Raw genomic sequence first — 22,494 nt, 5'->3', positions numbered from 1 at the left:
AACAGAGGTGCTTAATAAAATGGAAACAGTTCTTTCCACAGACCTTAAAGGGCTGAAACTCCTCGGCAGAGGCAAGGTTAGAGACATTTACGACATGGGCGACAAAATGCTCATCGTTACGACAGACAGAATCTCAGCTTTCGACGTTATCATGCCCAACGGCATTCCCAACAAGGGAAAAATACTTACCGAGCTGTCCCTTTTCTGGTTTGAGAAGACGAAACACATCATCAAGAACCACCTTATAACCGCCGATGTGAACGAAATGCCCGAGGAATGCCGCCAGTATGCGGATATCCTTGAAGGCAGAACAATGCTGGTTCACAAATGCAAGCCTTATCCCGTTGAATGTGTTGCCAGAGGCTACATAACAGGCTCCGGCTGGAAAGACTATAAATCCACAGGCGAGATCTGCGGAATCAAACTGCCCTCAGGTCTTCAGGAATCCGAGTGTTTTCCCGAAACCCTTTTCACTCCCGCATCAAAAGCGGAAGTGGGAGAGCACGACGAGAACATCTCCTTTGAGCAGATGAAAGAGAAAGTGGGTGTTGAAACAGCCCAGAGGCTGAAAGACTACACCATAAAAATATACGAAACCGCCAGAGACATCGCACTTGAAAAAGGCATCATCATCGCCGACACAAAGTTCGAGTTCGGCGAGCTGAACGGTGAGATAATCCTTATCGACGAGATACTCACACCCGATTCATCCAGATTCTGGAGCAAGGCCGACTATGCCGCAGGAAAACCCCAGCAGGGCATGGACAAGCAGTATGTCAGAAACTATCTGGAAACGCTGGACTGGGGCAAAACAGCCCCCGGACCGGAACTCCCCGAAGACATAGTCAGGGGAACAGAGGCAATCTACCGCAAAATAGCGGATATCCTTAAAAGCTAAGCATATTTAAGCGGGTGTGGAAAAACACCCGCTTTTTTTATCCTCAATTATCTTCGGAAATTTTTTACAATCTGGAAGCAATTTATAGTGCTAAAAATATGCAAGGGTGCTATATATTAGGTTAGACGCCTAATTGTAGTAATAACTTAACATCGGTGCATATGAAAAAGTACAGCTTCAGCATGCTGACACTCATTGCGGTTATCATCATATTTGCAGGCGTCATTGTCATGTCCCTTTCCGGCGACACCCAGCCCAGAGCCCATATTAAACATCTTGCACTCTACGGACTGCTTCTGACAGCAGTGTTCATTGTCATATTCAAATATCGGCTGGAAAAAGAAAACCAGAAACATGTGTCCATTGTGTCCCTTGCGGAATCCATCGGCAGGATAGGCAGTTTCGAATGGAGCAGGGGCGACGGCATGCTGTTTCTGTCGGATGTTGCCGCCGAGCACATGGGGCTTGAGAAGGCGGGGAAGACCGGGCTGGATGCCTTTCTGAAAAAGGTCGATCCGGAGGAGCGTGATTCCGTTTCCGCATGGCTGTTGCAGAACTGCATTGAGAAGGGCGAAAAGATACGGATATATTTCGAAACGGACGGAAAAGAGAAGCTGATCCGGTTCACCGCAGTGCCTTCGTTCGAGGGTTCCGCAGTGGACAGGGTCAGAGGTATAATAGAGGATGTCACCGAAAACATAAAGGCAAAGCGTGAGCGTGAGATGATATTCCGCCAGTCCAGAGACGGCATAGCCATTCTGGATGTTGAGGGGACTATAAAGGATATGAACGTAGCCTTTGAAAACCTCACAGGACGCAACAGGAGCGAACTGAGCGACAGAAACCTTACCGGGCTTATACACAGCGAAGACAGGGAAAAAGCCGAGGATATGCTTCAGGTTCTTCTGACCACAGGGTATTACGACAGGTTCGAACTCAGGCTTATTAAAAAGGGCGGTCAGGAGATAAACGTTCAGATGAACCTGATCCTTCTGCCAAACGGAAGCATAATGCTGACGGTGCGGGATGTTTCGGCCATAACAGAATATCAGCAGAAACTCGCCAGAAGCGAAAAATATCTGCGGCAGCTTTTCGAGGTCTCGCCGATACCCCTCAGCCTGAACAGCAGAACGGGCAGACCCGTTGCGTTGAACAAAAAATTTCTGGAAACCTTCGGATATAATCTGGAGGATCTTGCCCATAAAGGGGTCTGGTGGACTCTGGCTTTTCCCAACGAGCAGTATCGTGTGATCACCCGTGAGCGGTGGAAAAAATATGCCCGTTCGGTGCTGAACGGCGAACAGGCGACACCTGTTCAGGCCACTGTGACCTGTAAGGACGGGAGTAAACGCGAGATAGTTTTCCTCTATTCAGTCTTTGACGATATGGGGGTGGTCGCTTTCTCCGATATCACCGAAAGGGTTGAGGCGGAGGACAGACTTCAGGAGTATATTGCCATAGTTGACGACAACGTTCTTGTGGTGCGCATGGATATAAATCTGGTTATCCAGTCGGTGAGCAGGGCCTTTTGCAGGATATCGGAATACGAAGAGGGGGAGCTTCTGGGCAGGACTGCTTTCGAGCTTTTCCACGACGATTCTCTCAGCGAGGTGCGCTCCGGTCTGCTGGAGAACATCTATGCCGGAAAGGTCTGGAAGGGCGAGATAAAGCGTGTTACAAAATACGGCGACATATTCTGGACTCAGAGCATGCTGCATCCGGTGTTTAAAAACGGCATAAAAACGGGATTCGTGTCCATTTCGGCGGATATTACGGATAAGAAGCGGATAGAGATAATTTCGGTGACGGATAAACTGACCGGAATATTCAACCGAATGAAGCTGGACGAGGTTCTTCTGACCGAATTCGCAAGGTTCAGGCGTTTCGGACAGCCTTACAGCCTGATAGTGTTTGATATAGACTTTTTCAAAAGGGTGAACGACACATATGGCCATCTGGCAGGTGATGAAGTACTTAAGGCACTGGCGAAACTCATAAAATCATCCATCAGGGAAGCGGACGTCTTCGGAAGATGGGGAGGCGAAGAGTTCCTTGTCATCTGCTGCGGAACCGAGCTTGATGGTGCGTTCAACCTCGCCTCAAAACTGCGCAGGAAGGTGGAGCTGTTTGAGTTTCCTGAGGTGGACAAGCTGACATGCAGTTTCGGCGTGGCGCAGATAGACGAAGCCGGAACGGATAATATGGTAAAAAGAGCGGACGATGCCCTCTATAGGGCGAAACAGAGCGGCCGCAACAGGGTTGAAAAATGAAAGTAATTACGATTTATGCTTCAAAATACGGCTCAACGAAAACAGTTGCCGAATGGATAACCGAAAGATTCGCTCTGGAAGGCTTTAAAGCCGAGTGTGCGGATGTTGAGACAAACCCCATGTGCTTCGGGTGCGATCTCATCCTTTTGGGTTCGGGTATATATTCCCATAAATTTCTGCCGTCCATCGAGCAGTATATCGCTGAAAACATCAATCTGCTCATGACAAAAAAGACTGCGCTTTTCGGTGTGGCCATGCGGACGGAGACATTCTTTCGCAAAGGCAATGCCTACGGCGGAGCTATCATGCTGGAGCGATACGGCGCAATGCTTGGACAGAAGTGTATAGCCGGAAAGATCCTTGGCGGAGAGATGGTGTTCAGCAGGCTCTCGGAGGGCGATGTTCACCGTCTGGAGAAGTTCTATCATTCCATAGCTCTCAGCGAAGCTGAAAAAGCTCAGCGCATGAGCCCCAGAACAATGATGGACAAGAAGCAGTGCTGGGATTTTGCAGAGGAGATACTCGGCGCTCTCGGCTAGCCTTTGAACACGGAAACCATGTTCCTGCCGCCGTTCTTGGATTCATAAAGCTCCTGATCGGCTATTCGGTAGGCTGTTGAGAAATTCACTTCGGCATCGTTCACCGCATATACACCGACGGAGCATGTCAGTTTTCCGTCCACTCCCTCTTTGTGTTCAATATCGGCAGCTTCAATGTTTCTGCGGAGGGTTTCGCCCAGTTCTGAGGCCTCCTCCTGTGTGTCAGCTGTGCAGAGGACTACAAACTCCTCCCCGCCGATGCGGAAAACGTGGTCACTGGTGCGACGGAAACTGTGGATAAGGATACCTGATACTTTTTTCAGGGCATCGTCACCCTTGTGGTGGCCGTAAAGGTCGTTGTATTTTTTGAAGAAATCCACATCCAGAAGAATAAACACAAGATATTTGCCTTCGTCTGCACAGGTTTTCAGCTTTTTGTCGTAGGTTGCAAGCAGGAACCTTCTGTTGTAAAGTCCTGTCAGTTCATCCATCACCGCAAGGTTCTCAAGCTCGGCGTTTTTGACCTCCAGCTCTTTCGTGCGCTCATACACAAGTGATTCCAGCTGTTTGTTCGCCCTGTCCTTCATGTCGATAAGTTCCTGCTGAGCGGCGATGGTCTGGCTGCGAAGGCTGTTTATACGGTATGAAAGCAGCCATGAAAGCAGAACTGCCTCGGCCACACAGCCGAAGAAATAGGCGTTTCGGGTGAATATCGTATATTCGATCCTGCCCATGAGCATCATGGAGGAGATGAAGATCGTTACTATGGATATGCCCACCGCAATAAAGTAATACCATGCGGAGTGGATGCGTTTGATGATAGCCGCAACGCTGAGAACCGCCATTACCACAGAGGTGAGCATTACGAACGGCGTCTGGAGGAAAAGGGTCTCCTTCATGCCCAGAACCAGAGCCGCCAGAATGCCGAGCACGTCTATTACTATGACGGCGTTGAATATCTTATGCAGCATCGGCAGGTGCTTTTTCGTTTCCAGAACCTGCTGGGTGAACAGCAGAAGGAAGACGCTCATCAGATAAACGCTTATGAAAAGGTTTGTGCGGGTGTCGCCGTACATTCCGTACATATCGACTACGAACCCCGTCTGCGCCTGCATAAAGATCAGTGCGCTGATGACATATATGAAGTAGTAGACGTATTCCTTTGAGCGGAGACTGAAAAATATGAACAGGTTATAGAAGGCTATGGCCAGCATTGAACCTGTGAGAAGCGAAAGAAAGAACATGCGGAGCTTGTTGTAGTGGTTGAAAGCCGTTTCATCCACTATGCGCAGGTTGATAAGGCAGGGGGTCTTTGTTTCGGCACGGACATAAATGTCGGTGACTCCTTTTCCTTCTGCGGTCAAAAGGCTTACCGCTCCGTGGTAATACTCTTCTTTAACTTTTGCGGGAACGTATACACCGTCGTTGGTGACCTTTATCAGCTTCCCGTCACGTATCTGATAGAAATCCACCCTGTCGAACATGAATCCGTCCTCAAGGGAAACGAATCTTTTCAGGGGCGTATCTGTTTCTGATTTAAAAGATATTTTGAACCAGTGGGGCTCTCTGGTATAGCCCAGAGAGAAGCGGTCGGGCATTGGTTTGAATCTGGCGGCATCAAGCTGAAAAGGGTCGGTGACCGATGCGTCGCCTGTGTAAAGATAGACCGTGCGGTCGTCTCTGTCGCTTATGCCGTTCGCCGTAACATCGGCAAAGGCGGGGAAAACAGCTGTAAAAATAAGAATAAATATTATGTATAGTTGCATTTCGTATTCCGTGACATATTCTGCCACAAATGTTCATAGTGTCAATAAAAATTAATTTGCTTAACGAAATATCAAATCAAATGAGTTTAAGGTCTGCTCTGAGTGCTTCCAGAGCACGTTTTGCGTATGCGGCCTTCTTCTCTTTCTTGTCTCTTATGCGTTTTTCGAACTGGGGGAGCATTCCGAAATGGAAGTTGCTGGGGACGTATTCCTTTTTGTTTTCAGCTATTTCGCCGGAAACGTGGCGGGAGAGTGCGCCCAGAGCGGTCAGCTCTGAAAAGCCTTCAAATTCGGGATGCGCAAGGGAATAGGCGGCCAGAAGTCCGCTGGCGGCGGATTCCATATAGCCCTCAACTCCTGTTATCTGTCCTGCAAAGTAGAGCTTTTCGTCGCCGATAACCTGAAACAGACGGTTGAGCACCTTCGGGGCGTGGATGTATGTATTTCTGTGTATGCTTCCGTAGCGGAGAAACTCGGCGTTTTCAAGTCCGGGGATCAGCCCGAAGACACGCTTCTGTTCGTGTATCTTCATTTTTGTCTGACAGCCCACAAGGTTGTAGGCGGTACCCTCTTTATTCTCCATGCGAAGCTGGAGCACTGCGGCATATTTTTCAAATGTGACGGGATGGCGCAGACCGACGGGGCGGAAGGGGCCGAATGTGAGAGTTTTTATACCTCTGGCGGCCATCTCCTCAATGGGCATGCAGCCTTCGTATACGTTCAGCTTTTCGAAATCCTCGAAAGCAACTTTCTCTGCGGCCATAAGCTCGTTGTAGAAGTGTTCGTACTGCTCCTGATTCATGCCGATGTTCAGGTAGTCGTTGTCGCCCTTTTCCCAGCGGCTTTTGAAGAACGCCCTGTCCATGTCGATGCTGTCTTTCGCAATGACAGGTGCTATGGCGTCAAAGAAGTACAGATTTCCGCCAAACTGCGACCTGATGGTATCAGCGAAAACATCGCTAGTTAGAGGACCTGTGGCGATGATACAGGGGCGGTCGGAGGGAATTTCTGTGATTTCCCTGTTTATGACGGTGATGTTGGGGTGATTGCGTATGACGCTGTCAAGCTCCGCCGCAAAGAGTTCTCTTTCTACTGCCAGAGCGTTTCCGGCGGGGACGGAGGTCTTTTCTGCGACTTTAAGGATTATGCTTCCCAGAAGCTTCATTTCTGATTTCAGCAGACCGCTTGAGGTGTCCTCTGCGGTGCTTTTCAGTGAGTTGGAGCAGACCAGTTCGCCCAGATATTTAGTTTCGTGTGCGGGTGTCATGCGCTCTGGGCGCATTTCGTAAAGCTCAACCTGAAAGCCTCTTTCGGCGAGAAAAAAGGCGGACTCGCAACCTGCAAGCCCGCCGCCAATTATCGTAACCTTTTCTGACATTATTTAACCGTTATGGTTCCGTCTTCAAGAACCTTTGTAGACTTGATGTTCTTGCACTCAGGGTAACCAGTACAGGCGAAGAACCTGCCTCTGGGGCCTTTGCGCAGAGCCATTTTCTTTCCGCATTTTTCACATGTGACGTTCTCGTCAACCTTGTCGGTGTGGGGCATTATCTCGCCCTTGTCGGTGACCTTCATGTTGGCGGTGAAGTCGCATTTCGGATAGTTTGAACAGCCGATGAACATGCCGTTTTTGCCTGCTTTCACAGTGAGTTCGCTGTCGCATTTAGGACAGGGCACTGCGGCTTTTTCGCCTGTTGCCAGAATCTTTATGGAACCGTCGGCCAGTTTGACGTAGTTCTTTATGTTCTTACACTCAGGATAGCCGGGGCATGCCAGAACCTTGCCGAATCGGGTGGCTTTGAACACCATCTCCTTTCCGCACTTTTCGCACTCTATGCCGCTGGGCTCGTCGCCCTGCTTTTCGGTGAGGCGGAAGGTTCCGTCCTCAAGCCTTTCGTAGTTCGAGGTGAACTTGCAGTCCGGATATGACGTACAGGCGGCGAAAGAGCCGTTGCGTCCGTGTTTTATGGTCAGTTCCTTGCTGCATATGGGGCATGTGAGGTCGAGCTTGAGATCGACGGTGAATTTCTTCTCCGCCTTTGTCAGTTCCGGTTTGAACTTCTTAAAGAAGTCTTCCAGAACGCCCTTCCATGTGTTTTTGCCCTCTTCGACACCGTCAAGCTCCTCTTCCATGTTGGCGGTGAACTTGGTGGCGAAGAATTTATCGAAGTTGGATTGAAGCAGATTCCAGACGATGCGTCCGAGCTCTGTGGGTTTGAATCGTTTTTCCACCATCTCTGCGTATTCACGGTCGATGATTGTGGATATGATGGATGCGTAGGTACTGGGTCGGCCTATGCCTTCCTGTTCGAGGGTTTTGACCAGTGTCGCTTCTGAATAGCGAGCGGGGGGCTGTGTGAACATCTGCTTGCTGTCGTGCTTGGATGCTTTCAGCTTTTCGCCGGCTTCGGTCTCGAAGATGATCTCCTGATCTTTTTCCGCCGTTTCGTCCGTTCCTTCGATGTAAAGTGTGCGGAAACCGGGGAATTTTATAACCTTGCCCTGAGATTTCAGGCCATAGGGGCCGTTGTTGATGTTTATGGTGTTCTGGTCGTAGATTGCGTCGGCCATGTTGCTGGCAACGAATCTGTCCCAGATGAGTTTATAGAGTCTGTACTGGTCGTTGTCGAGTTTGTTCTTTACGCTGTCGGGGGTGCGCAGAACGGAAGTGGGGCGGATTGCTTCGTGGGCATCCTGAACGTTTTTCTTTTTGGCGGCGGTTTTTCCCGCTTTTGCGAGGAATTTTTCGCCGAACTCTTTTTTAACGTAGTCTGCGGCCTCTGCCTGTGCTTCGGGGGATATCCTTACGGAGTCGGTTCTCATATAGGTTATGAGACCCACGGGGCCTTCTTTGCCGAGGTCAACACCCTCGTAAAGTCTTTGAGCCACCATCATTGTTTTTTTGGCGGAGAAGCCCAGTTTGCGGCTGGCTTCCTGCTGGAGTCTGGAGGTTATGAAGGGCAGGGGTGCTTTTTCGGGCACTTCCTTTTTCACAACGTCCGCAACGATGTATTCTCCGGCTTTGAGTTCCGAAAGAACTTTCTTGGCCTCGGTCTCGTTATCAACTTTTATCTTTTTGTCGTCTTTCTTTTCCAGTCTGGCTTTCAGCTTGCCCTGTTCGTGCTTGTCGAAGGTGACATCGATGAGCCAGTATTCTTCCGGCTTGAACTTTTCTATCTCCTCCTCACGCTCCACCAGAAGGCGAAGTGCGACAGACTGAACACGTCCTGCGGAGAGGCCGTATTTCAGGGGTTTCCAGAGAAGGGGGCTTACCAGATAGCCCACGAGGCGGTCAAGGATTCTTCTTGCCTGCTGGGCGTTCACACGGTTTTCGTTGACGGGGCCGGGGTTGCTTATGCCGTCTTTGATACCTTTGGGGGTTATCTCGTTGAAGAGAACACGGCTTATCTTGGCCGCATTCTTCTTGCCCAGCTCTTCGGCGATATGCCATGCGATGGCCTCTCCCTCACGGTCGGGGTCAGGCGCAAGGAATATTTTTTCGGCTGTGCCGGCTTCCTTTTTCAGGTCGTCAATGACCTTCTTTTTTCCTCTGATAACAGAGTATTTAGGCTCGAATCCGTTCTCAATGTCCACGCCGAGATCATTTGCGGGCAGGTCTTTAACGTGTCCGACACTCGCCAGAACCTTGAAGTCTTTTCCGAGATACTTTTCGATTGTCCTTGCTTTTGCAGGTGACTCAACAATAACTAGATTTTTAGGCATTTATATTCCCGTATCAGTGCAGATATTCCTCATCGTCCTCCACGCCTGAGGCATAGAGGGATTTTCTCTCCATAAGTGAGTACAGCACGAGATTTTTTACAGTCTCCACATCCACCTTGTAGTTTTCGGAGGACATGGCGTTTTCAATAACGTCTTCAAGTCCCAGAGGGTCGAGAATGCCCGTCAGATGCAGTTTCTGAAGGTAGCTTATTGCATCGGGAGTGAGCAGATTCTTCTCCTTTCTGGTAAAAACACGAAACCATATATTTCCGTCAAAATTGCTGATATCCAGCACAGTCATCACCTGTCTGATTACATGATCGTCAAACCCTGTGTTGAAGAGGTAATCTTTGATACTTTTTTCGTTTACCTTGTCGCTGGATTCCAGAAAGTCGATCACGAGATTAAGAGCTATGACTATTTTGTCCATAGTTTCCTCCGGCAGCTCGATACTTACCGTCGATTTCCCTGATAACATAGCCCTCAAGTTCCATTTGCACAAGGCTTATTGTGACACTGCCGATATCCATCCCCGAAAGGGTGCTGAGTTCATCAGGGTTCAGCATACCGTTTTCCAGTAGTGAATAGAGTCTCGCGTCATCTGGGTTACCAAACTGTAGCCCAATCGCTTCGGGCTTGTCAACCTCTTTAAGTCCCTGAATCCGGTATTTCAGCTCATCCAGAATGTCGTAATAGCCCTCTGTGAGCCTCGCCCCGTCTTTTATCAGACGGTTGGTCGCACAATTTTTTGACATTGGAAAGGCGGGTACGGCATAAACTTCTCTGCCCTGTTCGGCGGCGTAGCGGGCGGTTATCAGACTGCCGCTTTTGGCTGATGCCTCAACGACTATCACGCCGTATGACATACCGCTGATGATTCGGTTGCGCTGGGGGAAATTCCATGAATTAGGCTGTTCGTCCGAGAAGAACTCTGTGACTATGCAGCCGCTTTTAAGCACTGTCGCCTCGTACCGTTTGTTGGCTTCGGGGTAGAAATGGTTTATTCCGCAGCCCATGACGGCGGTGGTCATTCCCTTGTTGACTGCTCCCGCATGGGCATAGACGTCTATTCCCATTGCAAAGCCGCTCACGACGTTGAACCCCACCTCGGCGAGATCCTGCGATATCTTCTTTGCAAAGTCGCATGCCTGACGTGTTGCGCTTCTTGCGCCCACAACGGCTATGGACGGTCTTTGCAGGGCTTCTCTTCTGCCCCGCACAAACAGAACTGCGGGTGCGGTCTCGGTCTCTTTCAGAAGCTGAGGGTATTCCTCATCGTCAATGCAGAGCACGTCCGCATCACGTTTGTGAACCGATTCCAGTTCCCTTTCAAAAAGCTTTTCGTCAATATCTGCGGTGACAATGTTCTCCGCCAGCTCTTTTTTTATGCCAAGTCCCGTCAGCGAGCCGAAGTCCAGCCCGAAGGCGTCGTGGAGGCTTCCGCAGGCGGAATATATTCTGGAAAGGGCTGTGTCGTTCATGCCCTTTATGCATTTCAGTTTAAGTGTGTTAAGTGCTTTTGAGCTTATCAATATATCAGTCCGTCAGATAAGCGGTCAGAAGCTTTATTCCGGGATACACCGCTTCGTCCGGCACTCTGTAGTCTTTGTTGTGGAGCGGGGGCTGATATCCTCCTGTGCTGACACCCTGCCAGATGAATGCGCCCTTCGCCAGTTCGGTCATAAAAGCGAAATCCTCGCCGCCCATGCTTTTGCGGTCATATCTTGAGACTGTGATGTCTTTGGCGTTGCTGAGGTTTATTAGTTTCGCCACAAGGTCTTTGTCGCATATCACAGGGGGCGTTCCGTCATGGATTATAAGCTCACCCGTAACGCCGTAAAACTCTTCTATGGCTTTCAGACGGGTCTGCATTGCGTTATGGATAACCTCTTTTACGACTGGGTCGAAGTGTCTGAAAGTGCCTTGGAGCACGACCGTTTCAGGCAGAATGTTTGCCGCCGTGCCGCCGTTTATCATCCCGAATGAGATGAGTCCGGGATCAACGGGGTTTTTCAGTCGGGTTATGGCCGTCTGCATGGACATGACGTATTCGCATGCCGCTGTAACAGTGTCCGTTCCGGAGCTGGGCATCGCCGCATGGGTGGATTTTCCTTTTATGCGCACCTCGAAATGGTTCGAGCCTGCCATGCATCCGCCCGCAATCAGTGCGACGGAGCCGAGGGCAACGTCGGGCGTTGTGTGGGTTGCGAAAACCTCGTCTACTCCCTCCATACATCCTGCCTCTATCATTGTGACCGCTCCGCCTATTACCTCTTCCGCAGGCTGAAAGATGTATCTGACATTATATTTGAGCTTGTCTCTGTTCTTTGTGATGTTCTCCAGAACACCCAGTATGGTGGTCATGTTGGCATGGTGGCCGCAGAGATGCATATATTCGGTCTTTTCAGTGTTTGCGGGGAGTGCGTCCATATCGGCACGGATTCCCACCGTCTTCTCTTTTCCGGCATCTATAGTGCCGAAGATTCCGGTGTTACAGGTCTTCCAGTCGGTTAGTCCCATTGCGTTCAGACGCTCTTTGATGTATTCCGATGTTCTGTATTCGCCGAATGACGGCTCGGCTCTTTCGAAAAGCTCTTTAAGGTCAAGCTGCGCCTGTCGTATGTTTATTGTTTCCATGAGTGTTCCTTTACCGATTTTCTGCAATATTGGCGGTTCAATGTTATGAGACTGCCGCGCTTGCGCTCGCAGTGACGTGTGATTAGCGTCATCGCGAGGAGTGCAGCGACGTGGCGATCTCATACCGCATAGATTTCTATATAATAACCACGCATAGTTTTATTTTAAATAGGTATTTATAATTTCCTGAAATTTGCTTACTATATCTGAATGGACAGCAACCTCTTTAGACTACTCCCAAAAATGGACAGGATCATAGGCGAACAGCGGTTTCAGGGGCTTCCTAAGCTTCTGCTGAAAGAGGCCGCAAAGCGTGCTGTTGAGGCCGCAAGGGCAGAGGCCGCCGCCGGAAAGGAACCTGTTTATGAAGATATTCTGACAGACACAGCAAAAATATATTCGGAGCTTTCTGGCGGAAGCCTCAAAAGGGTGATAAACGCCACGGGAGTTCCCATACACACCAATCTGGGCAGGTCTCCCCTGCCAGAGTGCGCCGCAGACGAGCTTAAAAGCATCGTATGCGGATATTCCAACCTTGAGTTCGACACCGAAACCGGCAAGCGTGGCGACAGATATCACCATGCGGCCGAGTATCTGAAAATTCTGACGGGTGCAGAGGATGCCGTTATAGTAAACAACAACGCATCCGCAGTTTTTCTGGTGCTGAACACCTTTGCGAAGGGCAAAGAGGCGGTGGTGAGCAGGGGCGAACTGGTGGAGATAGGCGGTTCGTTCAGGGTTCCCGATGTTATGAAGCAGAGCGGGGCTAAGATGGTCGAGGTGGGAACCACCAACAAGACCAGAAAAGCGGACTATGACGATGCCGTAACCCAAAAAACAGCTCTTATGATGAAGGTGCACCGGAGCAACTACGAGATAGTGGGGTTTTCCGAAGAGGCCAGCCTCTGCGAAGTGGCGCAGTCGGCCGCCGGGGCGGGGTGCATATCATATTACGATGCGGGAAGCGGGCTGTTTGTGCAGCATCTGCCGGACGATATCTGCCGTGACAGAACCATAGCGGATTTCATGTCTTCGGGGATCGACCTGATATCCTTCAGCGGCGACAAGATGGCGGGCGGCTGTCAGGCGGGCATAATAGCCGGAAAGAAAACACTGATAAATAAACTGAAAAAAAATCCTCTCATGCGGATGCTACGGGTGGACAAGATGACCATTGCGGTGCTCCAGTCTGTTTTCAGGCTGTATCTCACCGGACGGGAGAACGAAATACCCGTTAACCGCATGCTGAGCGAAGGCATAGAGGTTCTGGGGCTTCGTGCGGCCAAGCTTGCCGCTCTTATCGGCGGGAAAGTAGTAAGCACAAAGTCAACTGTGGGCGGCGGAAGCTGCCCCATGACGGAGATGAAGTCCTTCGGGGTTGAAGTGAGCGTTAAGGGTATGTCCTCTGCCGCACTGGACAGACATCTGCGAAGATGGGAGACACCCGTCATAGCCCGTGTGGGCGAAAAGGTCTGTTTTGACGTGCGGACACTTGACGAAAGGGATTTTGAGACAATCTTAAATGCTCTGGGTGCATTGAAATGAAAAAGAGCATAATAATGGGAACCGCCGGACACATTGACCACGGCAAATCCTCTCTGGTTCGGGCTTTGACGGGGAAAGATCCCGACAGGCTGAAAGAGGAGCAGGAGAAGGGGATAACCATTGAGCTGGGCTATGCCGGACTGGAGCTGGACAGCGCACTGGTCTCCTTCGTGGACGTTCCGGGGCACGAAAAACTTGTTAAAACGATGATAGCAGGCTCTGTGGGGTTTGATGCGGTTCTGTTCTGCGTTGACGGCCGTGAGGGAATCATGCCCCAGACCCGTGAGCATTTCAATATATTAAAGACCATCGGCATAAAGCATGCGGTGGCTGTGCTGACCAAGGCCGACAAGTGCACAGCTTCCGAGCTTGAAGCCTCAGAGAATGCGGTTCGTGAGCTTTTCAAAGACAGCGGCATAACGGCTGAGGCCGTGCTTGCCGTATCCATATATAATGACGCATCCATTGAAAACCTGAAAAACGCAATCTCCGAGTGTGCAAGAAAGACAACACCCAAAACTCAGAACAGGTGCTACGTTCTGCGGACGGACAGGGTTTTCGCAGTAAAGGGGCACGGAACTGTTGTCACTGGAACGTCCCTTTTCGGCAAGATAGGGGTGGAGAACACCGTCTATAACCTTCGCACAGGTCAGAAAGCCCGCATAAAGAGCATTCAGGTGCACGACAAACCCGCAGAGAAATCCGTTGCGGGGCAGAGAACGGCTCTTAATCTGCCGGATTTTTCCACAGATGATGTGAAAAAAGGGGACATAATCTCCGAAAACGGCAAGATTACAGACACAAACGGCATATACGCCATTGTGAAAGCGTTTGACGGATGCACCGATGCCGAACTTATCAGGCACAACAAAACCTACTCCCTCGTGATAGGCTCCGAAACCTTCGAGGGCAGAATAATTTTTTACGACGAAAAGATCTTAAAAGCCTCAGCCGAGGCCATATGTTTTATAAAACTGGACAAACCCGCAGTCGTGTTCTTCAACGAACCGTTTGTCATCCGTGGAGCCAGCCCCCTGCACAGCATCGCCGGAGGGCGTGTTCTGGGGCTGGAACAGACCTATCCAGACCGCAGAAACAGCCATGAAATAATTCTGCACATGAGCAGATACGACTATGACGAGGCCATCCGTGAGATAATGCGGGTGTACAGGTGCGGGTTCGTGATGTCCGAGCCTATCCAGTTCTCTGGTCTCTTCCGGAACGAGCTGGCGGGCAAACTGGCACAGCTGAACATTGTGAACTATTACGGATTCCTTATAGACAGCCGGATGATAGATTCCTTTGCCGAAAGCTCCATACAGGAGCTTAAAGATAAAGGGGTGCTGTCGGTGAACGGGCTTAAACTGGACTGCTCGCTGCCGGAGCAGGTGCGGTCGGACATTGTTAACCGTATCATAGAGACAGCCCGCAGGATGGGATATATTTTTGACGGCAACATGCTGAAACAGAACAAAAAAGACCCCTTCGAGGAGGAGTCGCTCTCTGTTCTGGCGGCAATGAAGCAGGAACCGAACCTTTCAAACGCACAGCTCCTGTCCGAAAAGACGGGGCTGCCGGAGGAGAAGGTCGGCAAGTGCCTGCAATATCTCTGCAACAGGAGCATGGCCAGAAAAGTCGAGGGCAACGTCTTCATCTCAATGGAGCTTATAAACAGCTTTGTGGAGCGGGCGGAGACGGAGGCAAGGAAGAGCGGAGAGATCGATCTGAACCGGATGAAGGAGCATTTCGATCTGCCGAGGAAACTGCTGATACCTCTGATGGAACAGCTTGATAAAACAGGGCTTTTCATCAACAAAAGTAACAAGAGGGTGCTTAAGTACAAATGAGTTTTAAACTGGTATCCGAATATGAGATGGCGGGCGACCAACCGGAGGCTGTGCGTCAGCTGGTGGAAAATTACAACGGCGGCGCAAAGGCGCAGGTTCTGCTTGGCGTTACCGGTTCAGGAAAGACCTATACCATGGCCAACGTCATTCAGGAACTGAACGTTCCTACCCTTATTATTGCCCACAACAAAACCCTTGCGGCGCAGCTATACGGAGAGTTTAAAAAGTTCTTTCCCGACAATGCCGTGGAATATTTCGTCAGCTACTACGACTACTATCAGCCGGAGGCCTACAAGCCCCAGACCGACACGTTCATAGAGAAAGATTCATCCATCAACGAAGACATAGACAAACTGCGCCACAGTGCCACACGAAGCCTGCTTGAGAGGCGGGATGTGGTCATTGTCGCATCGGTTTCATGCATATACGGCCTCGGTTCGCCGGAGGCATATTCAGGCATGCTTGTTGTGCTTGAGGTCAACGACACCGTTGAACTGGACAGCATTCTGGCGAAACTGGTGGAAATACAGTATGACCGCAACGACTACGACTTTCACAGGGGCACATACCGCATGAAGGGCGACACCCTTGAGGTGTTCCCCGCCCACGAGGACAGCGTTGCATACCGCATAGAATTTTTCGGCGACGAGGTCGACAGGATATCCGAGTTCGACCCGCTCACAGGTAAAACCATACGCAACAGACCCAAAGTGGCCATATATCCCAACACCCACTACGTCACCACGGCGGTTTCACGGGATGAGGCACTGGCAAAGATTAAGAGCGAGCTTGCGGTGCGCACCACCCAGCTTGAGAACGAGAACAAGATCCTTGAGAGCCAGAGGCTCACCCAGCGGACAATGTTCGACATAGAGATGATAGTTGAAACTGGCTATTGCAGCGGAATTGAGAACTACTCCCGATTCTTCGAGAACAGAAAGCCGGGGGATGCACCTCCGACACTTCTCAGCTACCTGCCAAAGGATGCTCTTGTTATCATAGACGAATCCCACATGACAGTTCCCCAGATACGGGGGATGTACAACGGCGACAGAAGCCGCAAGACTACCCTTGTGGAATACGGTTTCCGTCTGCCCGCCGCTCTGGACAACAGACCGCTGAAGTTTGAGGAGTTCCGGGAGCGTGTGAACAGGGTTATGTATGTTTCAGCAACTCCCGACCAGTATGAACTTGAGGATTCGCAGGGGCTTCTGGCGGAACAGATAATCCGCCCTACGGGTCTCATAGACCCGCCTATCGATATCCGCCCGTCCAGAAGTCAGGTGGACGACCTCTACGCCGAGGTTGTAAAGGTTACGGCGGATGGCGGCAGGGTGCTTGTCACCACCCTTACAAAGCGCATGGCGGAAGAGCTGACCAAATATTACGACGGAATGGGCGTTCGGGTGAAATATCTCCACTCGGACATAGACACCATAGAGCGTATCAAGATTCTGCGTTCGCTGAGAATGGGCGAGTTTGACGTTCTGGTGGGCATCAACCTTCTGCGTGAGGGTCTCGACCTTCCGGAGGTGTCTCTGGTGGCTGTTCTGGATGCGGACAAGGAAGGATTTCTCCGTTCGGCCAAGGCGCTTATCCAGACCGTGGGACGAGCCGCAAGGAACGTTAACGGGCGGGCAATTTTCTATGCGGACAACATAACGAGGTCTATGCAGTCCGCCATCGACGAAACAGCCCGCAGACGTGCGAAACAGCAGAAATATAACGAAGAAAACGGCATTACACCCCAGACAGTTAAGAACGAGATCGTTAATATTCTCGAATCAATTTATGAAAAGGATTATGTAACGGTTGATATTGACACGGATATCGGTATAACATTATCCGGAAATAAAGAAAAAGATATTGAGAAACTGAAAAAGCAGATGCAGGAACACGCCAAAAACCTTGAGTTTGAAAAGGCGGCCAAGATCCGTGACATGCTTTTTGAGCTTTCCGTTAAATAGAGGAAACCCTTTTATGAAATTCAATTTTAAAGATTTCGATTTCAAGAGCCTCACCGCAGGTCAGGTTGTTCTGGCTGCGGGGCTGGCCATGCTGGCTATGGCTCTTCTGGGCATGCTCGCCCTTGCGTTTTATTTCTTCATGATGAGCCGTGAACTCCCCTCAACAGAGGAACTGAAAAACTTCAAATATAAAAGACCCACAATGATATACGACAGAAACGGCAAGCAGATAGCCGAGCTGGGCGAAGAGCGCAGATATCCTGTCGGCATGGAAAAGATCCCCGACAACCTCCAGAACGCAGTGGTGGCCGTTGAGGACGCCAGATTCTATGAGCACGGCGGCGTGGACATGATGGGCATCATGCGTGCGTTTGTCACAAACATCCGCGCGGGAAGGGTTGTTGAGGGCGGAAGTACTCTGACCCAGCAGCTTGTGAAAATTCTTTATCTGACCCCGGAAAAGAAACTGAAAAGAAAGGTCAAGGAACAGATCCTTGCATATAAAATCGACAAGGCACTGTCCAAAAAAGAGATTCTGCTGATGTACCTGAATCAGGTCTATTTCGGCAGAGGCTCGTACGGCGTTCAGGCGGCGGCCATGAACTACTTCGGAAAGGACGTTTCCGAGCTTACGCTGGGCGAATGCGCCATGATAGCGGGGATTCCCAAAGCTCCCGGCATATACGCACCCCACCTGAGCCTTGATAAATCAATAAAAAGACGCAACCACGTTCTCTACCGCATGGCGGAAGTGGGCTACATTACCGAAGCCCAGTACAAGGAAGCGGCAAGAGAGGTTCCCGTCATAGTCGACAAGATTCAGCCTAAAAACCTTCTGGCGGGCTATTTCGTTGATTACGTTAAAAAATATCTTACCGAAGTTGAAAAGATAGAAGATCTCGACAACTCAGGTATGGCCATATACACCACACTCGATCTGGACATGCAGACCAAAGCTGAAGAGGCTGTTAAAGAGAACCTTCTGGAGCTTTCCGAACAGACCGGCTATTACGGCCCCGTCGCCAAGTTCCTCTCAGAGAACGGAACAATGAGCGAACAGCTCAAGATGGATAAATCATATCTGGCGGAACTGGACTTCGAAAAGGCGCTGGTTACAAAGGTGACCTCTTCCGTGGCATACGTCACGACACTTTCCGAAGAGGCCGAGCTTAAGATAGAAGACTGCCGCTGGGCGAGACCCGCCGAGGGCAAAACAGGCAGGCTGAACAGCTTTTCCGAGATACTCAGCGAAAATGATATTGTCTACGTCCGTATGAAGGGCGGAAAATACAGACTGGTTCAGGATCCCCCCATCGAGGGCGCACTGCTTTCAATAGCACCGCAGGACGGAGCCATATATGCGATGGTGGGCGGATTTGACTACAGAAAATCCATGTTCAACAGAGCATATCAGGCCAAGCGTCAGGCGGGTTCACTCCAGAAACCCATAGTCTATTCTGCGGCTCTTGAGAGCGGAATGAACATGATGTCTCAGGTGCTGGATGCTCCCATCGAGAAACAGCTGAACGAAGAGGGCGAGGTCTGGAGACCCAAAAACTCCTCCGGCGACTATTTCGGAAACACCACCCTTAAAGACGCTCTGACCCACTCCCGCAACCTCGTGACCATCAAACTGGCGGAGCAGGTCGGCATCGGCAGAATAATCGAGCTTGCCCGCAAGTTCGGCATAGAAGGGGAGATGAACAGAGAGCTGGCGGTCAGTATCGGTTCAAACTCAGTGACACTTCAGGAAATGGTATACGCATACAGCGTTTTTCCCAATATGGGAGTAAGATACAAACCTTATTTCATAACTAAGCTGGTCTATCCGGACGGAAAGCCTGAGAAGGAATTTCCTCCCTCCGAGCCCGTTCCGGTCATCAAAGAGAGCACAGCGCAGATAATCACCGATACACTTGTCAATGCCGTTGACCACGGTACGGCACGACGCGCTCTGGCAATACCCAGAGTTGTGGGCGGAAAGACCGGAACAGCCAACGACAGCAAGGATACATGGTTTGTGGGCTATATGTCCGATCTCGTCTCCGGAACATGGGTGGGCTTTGACGATTTCAAACCCCTGCCCAGAGGCGCATCCGGCTCAAACGCCGCTCTGCCCCAGTGGGTACGCTACACCGGAAAGGTATATCCGAAGTTCGGACGCAAGATGTTCCCCGTTGCAAAGGACGTTTCATATTTCCGTGTTGATGCGGAGACAAAACAGATAACGGACGGCTACAGCGATGAATTTTCCTTCGAGCCGTATGACCGCCCGATGAGCATTACGGAGTAAAAAACTGATGAGCGATTGCAGTGTCAATGACCTGAATATCGCCTTTTTCGAATTGCAGGACGGCAGGGTCACCGATATGAACCCTGCCGCCGAAAAACTTCTGCAGCTCGCATTTGAGGCGGGTATTAAGAACTTTAAAAAGGTGCTGGCCGACCGTGTTTCTGCGGGTGAGGTCAACTTCAGGCTCCAGCACAGGGAGTTCGGAATAAAGATAATAACTCCCTCAACACCCCAGCGCATACTTGTTTTCGGACTGGACGAGTTCCGACCCAGTCTGGAGGAACTGTTCGACATCAGCTCCTTTCAGCACGAGATGAAAAACCCGCTGACAGTTATCGACGGAACCTCTCAGCTGGTTCTTGCTAAAACCTCCGATGACTATATCAAAAAATGCGCAGGAATAATCCTGAACGAGACACAGAGAATTAAGCATATGCTTCAGAACATCAGACTCCTTTCGGGCATGGTTCTCGAATACGGCGAGTTTGAGGTTAAGGAGTTTCTGGAGGAGATGCTCAATTCGCTGTCGGTTCTTTTTCCCGACATAAAGCTCTCCGTTCAGGTTGAGCCGGATCTCACCACTGTTTATGCAGATAAGAAAAAACTGTTCATGGCTGTCAACAATATACTGAAAAACGCCTGTGAGGCTCAGCGCTCAGGACAGGTAACCCTGCATATCGGGCTTGACCCCACGATAAAGTATATGTGCAGAGCCAGCGGACAGGCCGTTCCCATGCTTAAAGTGTCAATATCCGACACAGGGCCGGGCGTTCCCGAGGAGACCATCGGAAAGCTGTTCACTCCGTTCTTTACCACAAAGAACAGAGGCACGGGGCTTGGGCTGGTCATCGCAAAGGAGATAACCGAGAAGCATAAGGGAAGGATTGAGGTGCAGTCGACGGTGGGGATAGGGACGACGTTCAGTATCTACATTCCCATGATAAACCCCTAGATCACCGTTTTTATGTGTCGCATAACTGCGTTGTTTATTCGGAAATTTTCCTCATGTACACACTCGTACACTGCGGAAATTTCCTCATAAACGCCTTGTTCTGCTCGCATTAAAACGGCGATTGTGAATTTTTCTCTGCTCGCATCTGACAAGCAACTTGTTTTTCTCTCCCCCTTTGACAAAGGGGGATTTACATTTTGGTCACTCTGAGTGGAACGAAGAGTCTCATAAGCAGAGAGATTCTTCGCTAGGCTCAGAATGACGGGAAATAAGCGTCAAATGCAAAGACTGCCAAAGCGGCGGGCTGCCTGAATATGGAAGACTGCTTCATTGACATAAAAAAAGCCCGCTCAGTTGAGCGGGCTTAACAGTCTTACTGCATACCGTTTTTCTTAAAGAACGGGGCGTATTTTTTGTCTTCCACCAGAATGTGGTTTTTAACCCAGTTTTCAAGGAAAGAGATGATGTTGAATCCGATAACTTCTTTACCGGAATCAAGTTTTGCCTTAACCTCTCCCACTGTTCTTTTGAGGGCTTCGTGTATTTCGACATGTTTTGCCGAGTCGGGATAGCCGTATTTTCTGAACGCTTCCTCTTCGGTGTTGAAGTGGTATACGGTGTATGAAACGAGGTCGTTAAGTATCTTGTCGATAGCTGATTTTACCTTGTTATCACGGATTGCGTCGTAAAGCTGGTTTATCAGTTCGATGAGCTTTTTGTGCTGATCGTCAAAAACCTTGATGCCTAGTTCAAGGTCTTTACTCCAAGGCATATATACGTTCATTTTATCGGATTTGTACTTTTTAACTTTGCCGCTCAGTCCGTCCGCCAGATCCACAAGGTTTTGCCCTGCGCTGAAAGATTCCGCAACCACAGCAACTATTTCGGATGTCTCGGAGCTTATCTCGGTTGTGCTTCTGGTGACATCGGCAAGGGCGAGTGACTCCTCCTCCTTAGAATGGACGATACCCTCTATCTGATGGGCAACGTTTCTTATGTTGCTGTCGATGGCCTCGATGGACTGAACTGAATATTCTGAAAGCTCAATACCCTTTTCAACCATTTGAACGGAGCTCTGAACGGATGTGGACACTGTTTTGATGCGTGTCTGAAGTTCTTTGATAACATCTTCGATCTTCTTCGTTGATTCAGATGTCTTGCCCGCCAGTTTGCGAACCTCGTCCGCAACCACCGCAAAGCCTTTTCCGTGTTCTCCGGCTCTTGCGGCCTCAATTGCGGCGTTGAGCGCCAGCATGTTTGTCTGCTCGGCTATATCGTTGATGGAGATTACTATCTGTCCTATCTCCTGTGACTGTTTCTGAAATCCGGATACAACGTCTACTATGGAGTTGATGCTTCCTGCTATCTCCTCCATGCTCTCTTTGCTCTGGGAGACTATATTTTTGCCTTTGACAACGTCCTCGTTGCATTTGCTGATGCTTTCAAAGGACGTCCGGCATTTTTCAAGAACGTTGTAGCCTGTGGAGGAGAGCTCTTCGGCCGCAGAGCTTACGCTTACGACATTGTCGTTAACATTGCTTATTCTGTTGCCCACGTTGGTATATATTTCGATGAGGTTTTTAGATGCGCTTTTGATGTTGTTCGATGCGAATCCGAAGCTGGCGATGGTGGTTTCGAAATCCTCAACAGTGGAGTTGATGGACTCGCCCAGCTCAGGCATCGATTTTGCGACCGTTCCGTCGACACGGACTCTCAGGTCTCCCTGTTTAACCTTGAAGAGGACGCTTGTGACCTCGGCAACACTTTTTCCGTATGCCCCGCTGACAAAATATGCCACTACAATAGCTATCAGAAGCCCGAAAATGAGCAGAAGCATTGAAATGAGGAACGCAGAGCCCGAAGCATCTGCCAGATATGCTTTTGCGGCTTCGGCATCAAGAGAGGCTGCTTTTGATAATTTACTGTAGTTGAACCAGAAAATAAAAAATGCTACAATTCCCTGTAGGAGGAGAACTCCCACAACTTTGAGCATGAAACGGTTAGATTTGACCTGACTCATGATTTCTCCTGAAAATAAATAAATTAACAAGAAATAC

At 50.0% G+C, this 22,494-nt stretch carries 15 protein-coding genes; 8 read left to right on the top strand and 7 right to left on the bottom strand.

The annotated features are described in order from the left end of the window. Positions 1 to 19 precede the first annotated feature (19 nt). The 3 genes from C8D98_RS09880 to C8D98_RS09870 all read left to right on the top strand — a co-directional run bounded on the left by C8D98_RS09880 (position 20) and on the right by C8D98_RS09870 (position 3,707). Positions 20 to 898 (top strand): phosphoribosylaminoimidazolesuccinocarboxamide synthase, encoded by an 879-nt coding sequence (locus tag C8D98_RS09880; protein WP_132873990.1) that lies wholly within the window; start codon positions 20 to 22, stop codon positions 896 to 898. 161 nt (positions 899 to 1,059) lie between these two features. Beyond that, complete coding sequence (locus tag C8D98_RS09875; protein ID WP_132873989.1) at positions 1,060 to 3,168, top strand: sensor domain-containing diguanylate cyclase; 2,109 nt, start codon at positions 1,060 to 1,062, stop codon at positions 3,166 to 3,168. After that, positions 3,165 to 3,707, top strand: coding sequence for a flavodoxin domain-containing protein (locus C8D98_RS09870; RefSeq protein WP_132873988.1), 543 nt, complete (start codon positions 3,165 to 3,167; stop codon positions 3,705 to 3,707). Before C8D98_RS09875 ends, C8D98_RS09870 begins: the two co-directional genes overlap by 4 nt. Here C8D98_RS09870 and C8D98_RS09865 read toward each other — a convergent pair. From C8D98_RS09865 to C8D98_RS09840, 6 genes are all read right to left on the bottom strand, one after another. Further along, the gene (locus C8D98_RS09865) at positions 3,704 to 5,473 is read right to left on the bottom strand and encodes a sensor domain-containing diguanylate cyclase (RefSeq protein WP_132873987.1); all 1,770 of its coding nucleotides are present in this window, start codon (positions 5,471 to 5,473) and stop codon (positions 3,704 to 3,706) included. The two genes, C8D98_RS09870 and C8D98_RS09865, sit on opposite strands and share 4 nt — an antisense overlap. Before the next feature lie 76 nt (positions 5,474 to 5,549). Then, a complete protein-coding gene (gene trmFO / locus C8D98_RS09860; protein WP_132873986.1) occupies positions 5,550 to 6,851 on the bottom strand; it encodes a methylenetetrahydrofolate--tRNA-(uracil(54)-C(5))-methyltransferase (FADH(2)-oxidizing) TrmFO in 1,302 nt (433 codons plus the stop codon). Next, positions 6,851 to 9,196 carry a type I DNA topoisomerase gene (topA, locus tag C8D98_RS09855; RefSeq protein WP_132873985.1) on the bottom strand — a complete coding sequence of 782 codons (2,346 nt, stop codon included), beginning with the start codon at positions 9,194 to 9,196 and terminating at the stop codon, positions 6,851 to 6,853. Before topA ends, trmFO begins: the two co-directional genes overlap by 1 nt. A gap of 13 nt (positions 9,197 to 9,209) precedes the next feature. Then, a complete protein-coding gene (locus C8D98_RS09850; protein ID WP_132873984.1) occupies positions 9,210 to 9,626 on the bottom strand; it encodes a DUF494 family protein in 417 nt (138 codons plus the stop codon). Then, positions 9,601 to 10,728, bottom strand: coding sequence for a DNA-processing protein DprA (gene dprA / locus C8D98_RS09845; RefSeq protein WP_132873983.1), 1,128 nt, complete (start codon positions 10,726 to 10,728; stop codon positions 9,601 to 9,603). The genes C8D98_RS09850 and dprA overlap by 26 nt, the downstream gene beginning before the upstream one ends. Positions 10,729 to 10,732: 4 nt before the next feature. Further along, entirely contained in the window at positions 10,733 to 11,833 is a 1,101-nt protein-coding gene (locus tag C8D98_RS09840) for a M20 metallopeptidase family protein (RefSeq protein ID WP_165871277.1), read from the bottom strand. 210 nt (positions 11,834 to 12,043) lie between these two features. Between C8D98_RS09840 and selA the strand changes: the two genes are divergently transcribed. The 5 genes from selA to C8D98_RS13755 are packed head-to-tail and all read left to right on the top strand — an operon-like array spanning position 12,044 to position 20,437. Then, positions 12,044 to 13,378 (top strand): L-seryl-tRNA(Sec) selenium transferase, encoded by a 1,335-nt coding sequence (gene selA / locus C8D98_RS09835; RefSeq protein WP_132873981.1) that lies wholly within the window; start codon positions 12,044 to 12,046, stop codon positions 13,376 to 13,378. Next, positions 13,375 to 15,225, top strand: a complete 1,851-nt coding sequence (gene selB / locus C8D98_RS09830) for a selenocysteine-specific translation elongation factor (protein WP_132873980.1) — start codon at positions 13,375 to 13,377, stop codon at positions 15,223 to 15,225. Before selA ends, selB begins: the two co-directional genes overlap by 4 nt. Continuing rightward, positions 15,222 to 17,192: an excinuclease ABC subunit UvrB gene (gene uvrB / locus C8D98_RS09825; RefSeq protein ID WP_132873979.1), complete on the top strand. Its 1,971-nt coding sequence runs from the start codon at positions 15,222 to 15,224 to the stop codon at positions 17,190 to 17,192. The genes selB and uvrB overlap by 4 nt, the downstream gene beginning before the upstream one ends. A 13-nt stretch (positions 17,193 to 17,205) precedes the next feature. Beyond that, positions 17,206 to 19,485 carry a penicillin-binding protein 1A gene (locus C8D98_RS09820; protein ID WP_243640957.1) on the top strand — a complete coding sequence of 760 codons (2,280 nt, stop codon included), beginning with the start codon at positions 17,206 to 17,208 and terminating at the stop codon, positions 19,483 to 19,485. Between the two features lie 7 nt (positions 19,486 to 19,492). Next, the gene (locus C8D98_RS13755) at positions 19,493 to 20,437 is read left to right on the top strand and encodes a two-component system sensor histidine kinase NtrB (RefSeq protein WP_145065537.1); all 945 of its coding nucleotides are present in this window, start codon (positions 19,493 to 19,495) and stop codon (positions 20,435 to 20,437) included. Between the two features lie 373 nt (positions 20,438 to 20,810). Here the strand turns inward: C8D98_RS13755 and C8D98_RS09810 are convergent, their stop codons facing one another. Then, positions 20,811 to 22,457 (bottom strand): bacteriohemerythrin, encoded by a 1,647-nt coding sequence (locus tag C8D98_RS09810; protein WP_132873978.1) that lies wholly within the window; start codon positions 22,455 to 22,457, stop codon positions 20,811 to 20,813. Positions 22,458 to 22,494: the final 37 nt, after the last annotated feature.

The organism is Seleniivibrio woodruffii (assembly GCF_004339245.1).
Lineage (GTDB): Bacteria > Chrysiogenota > Deferribacteres > Deferribacterales > Geovibrionaceae > Seleniivibrio > Seleniivibrio woodruffii.
This window is presented reverse-complemented; position numbering and strand designations above follow the sequence as displayed.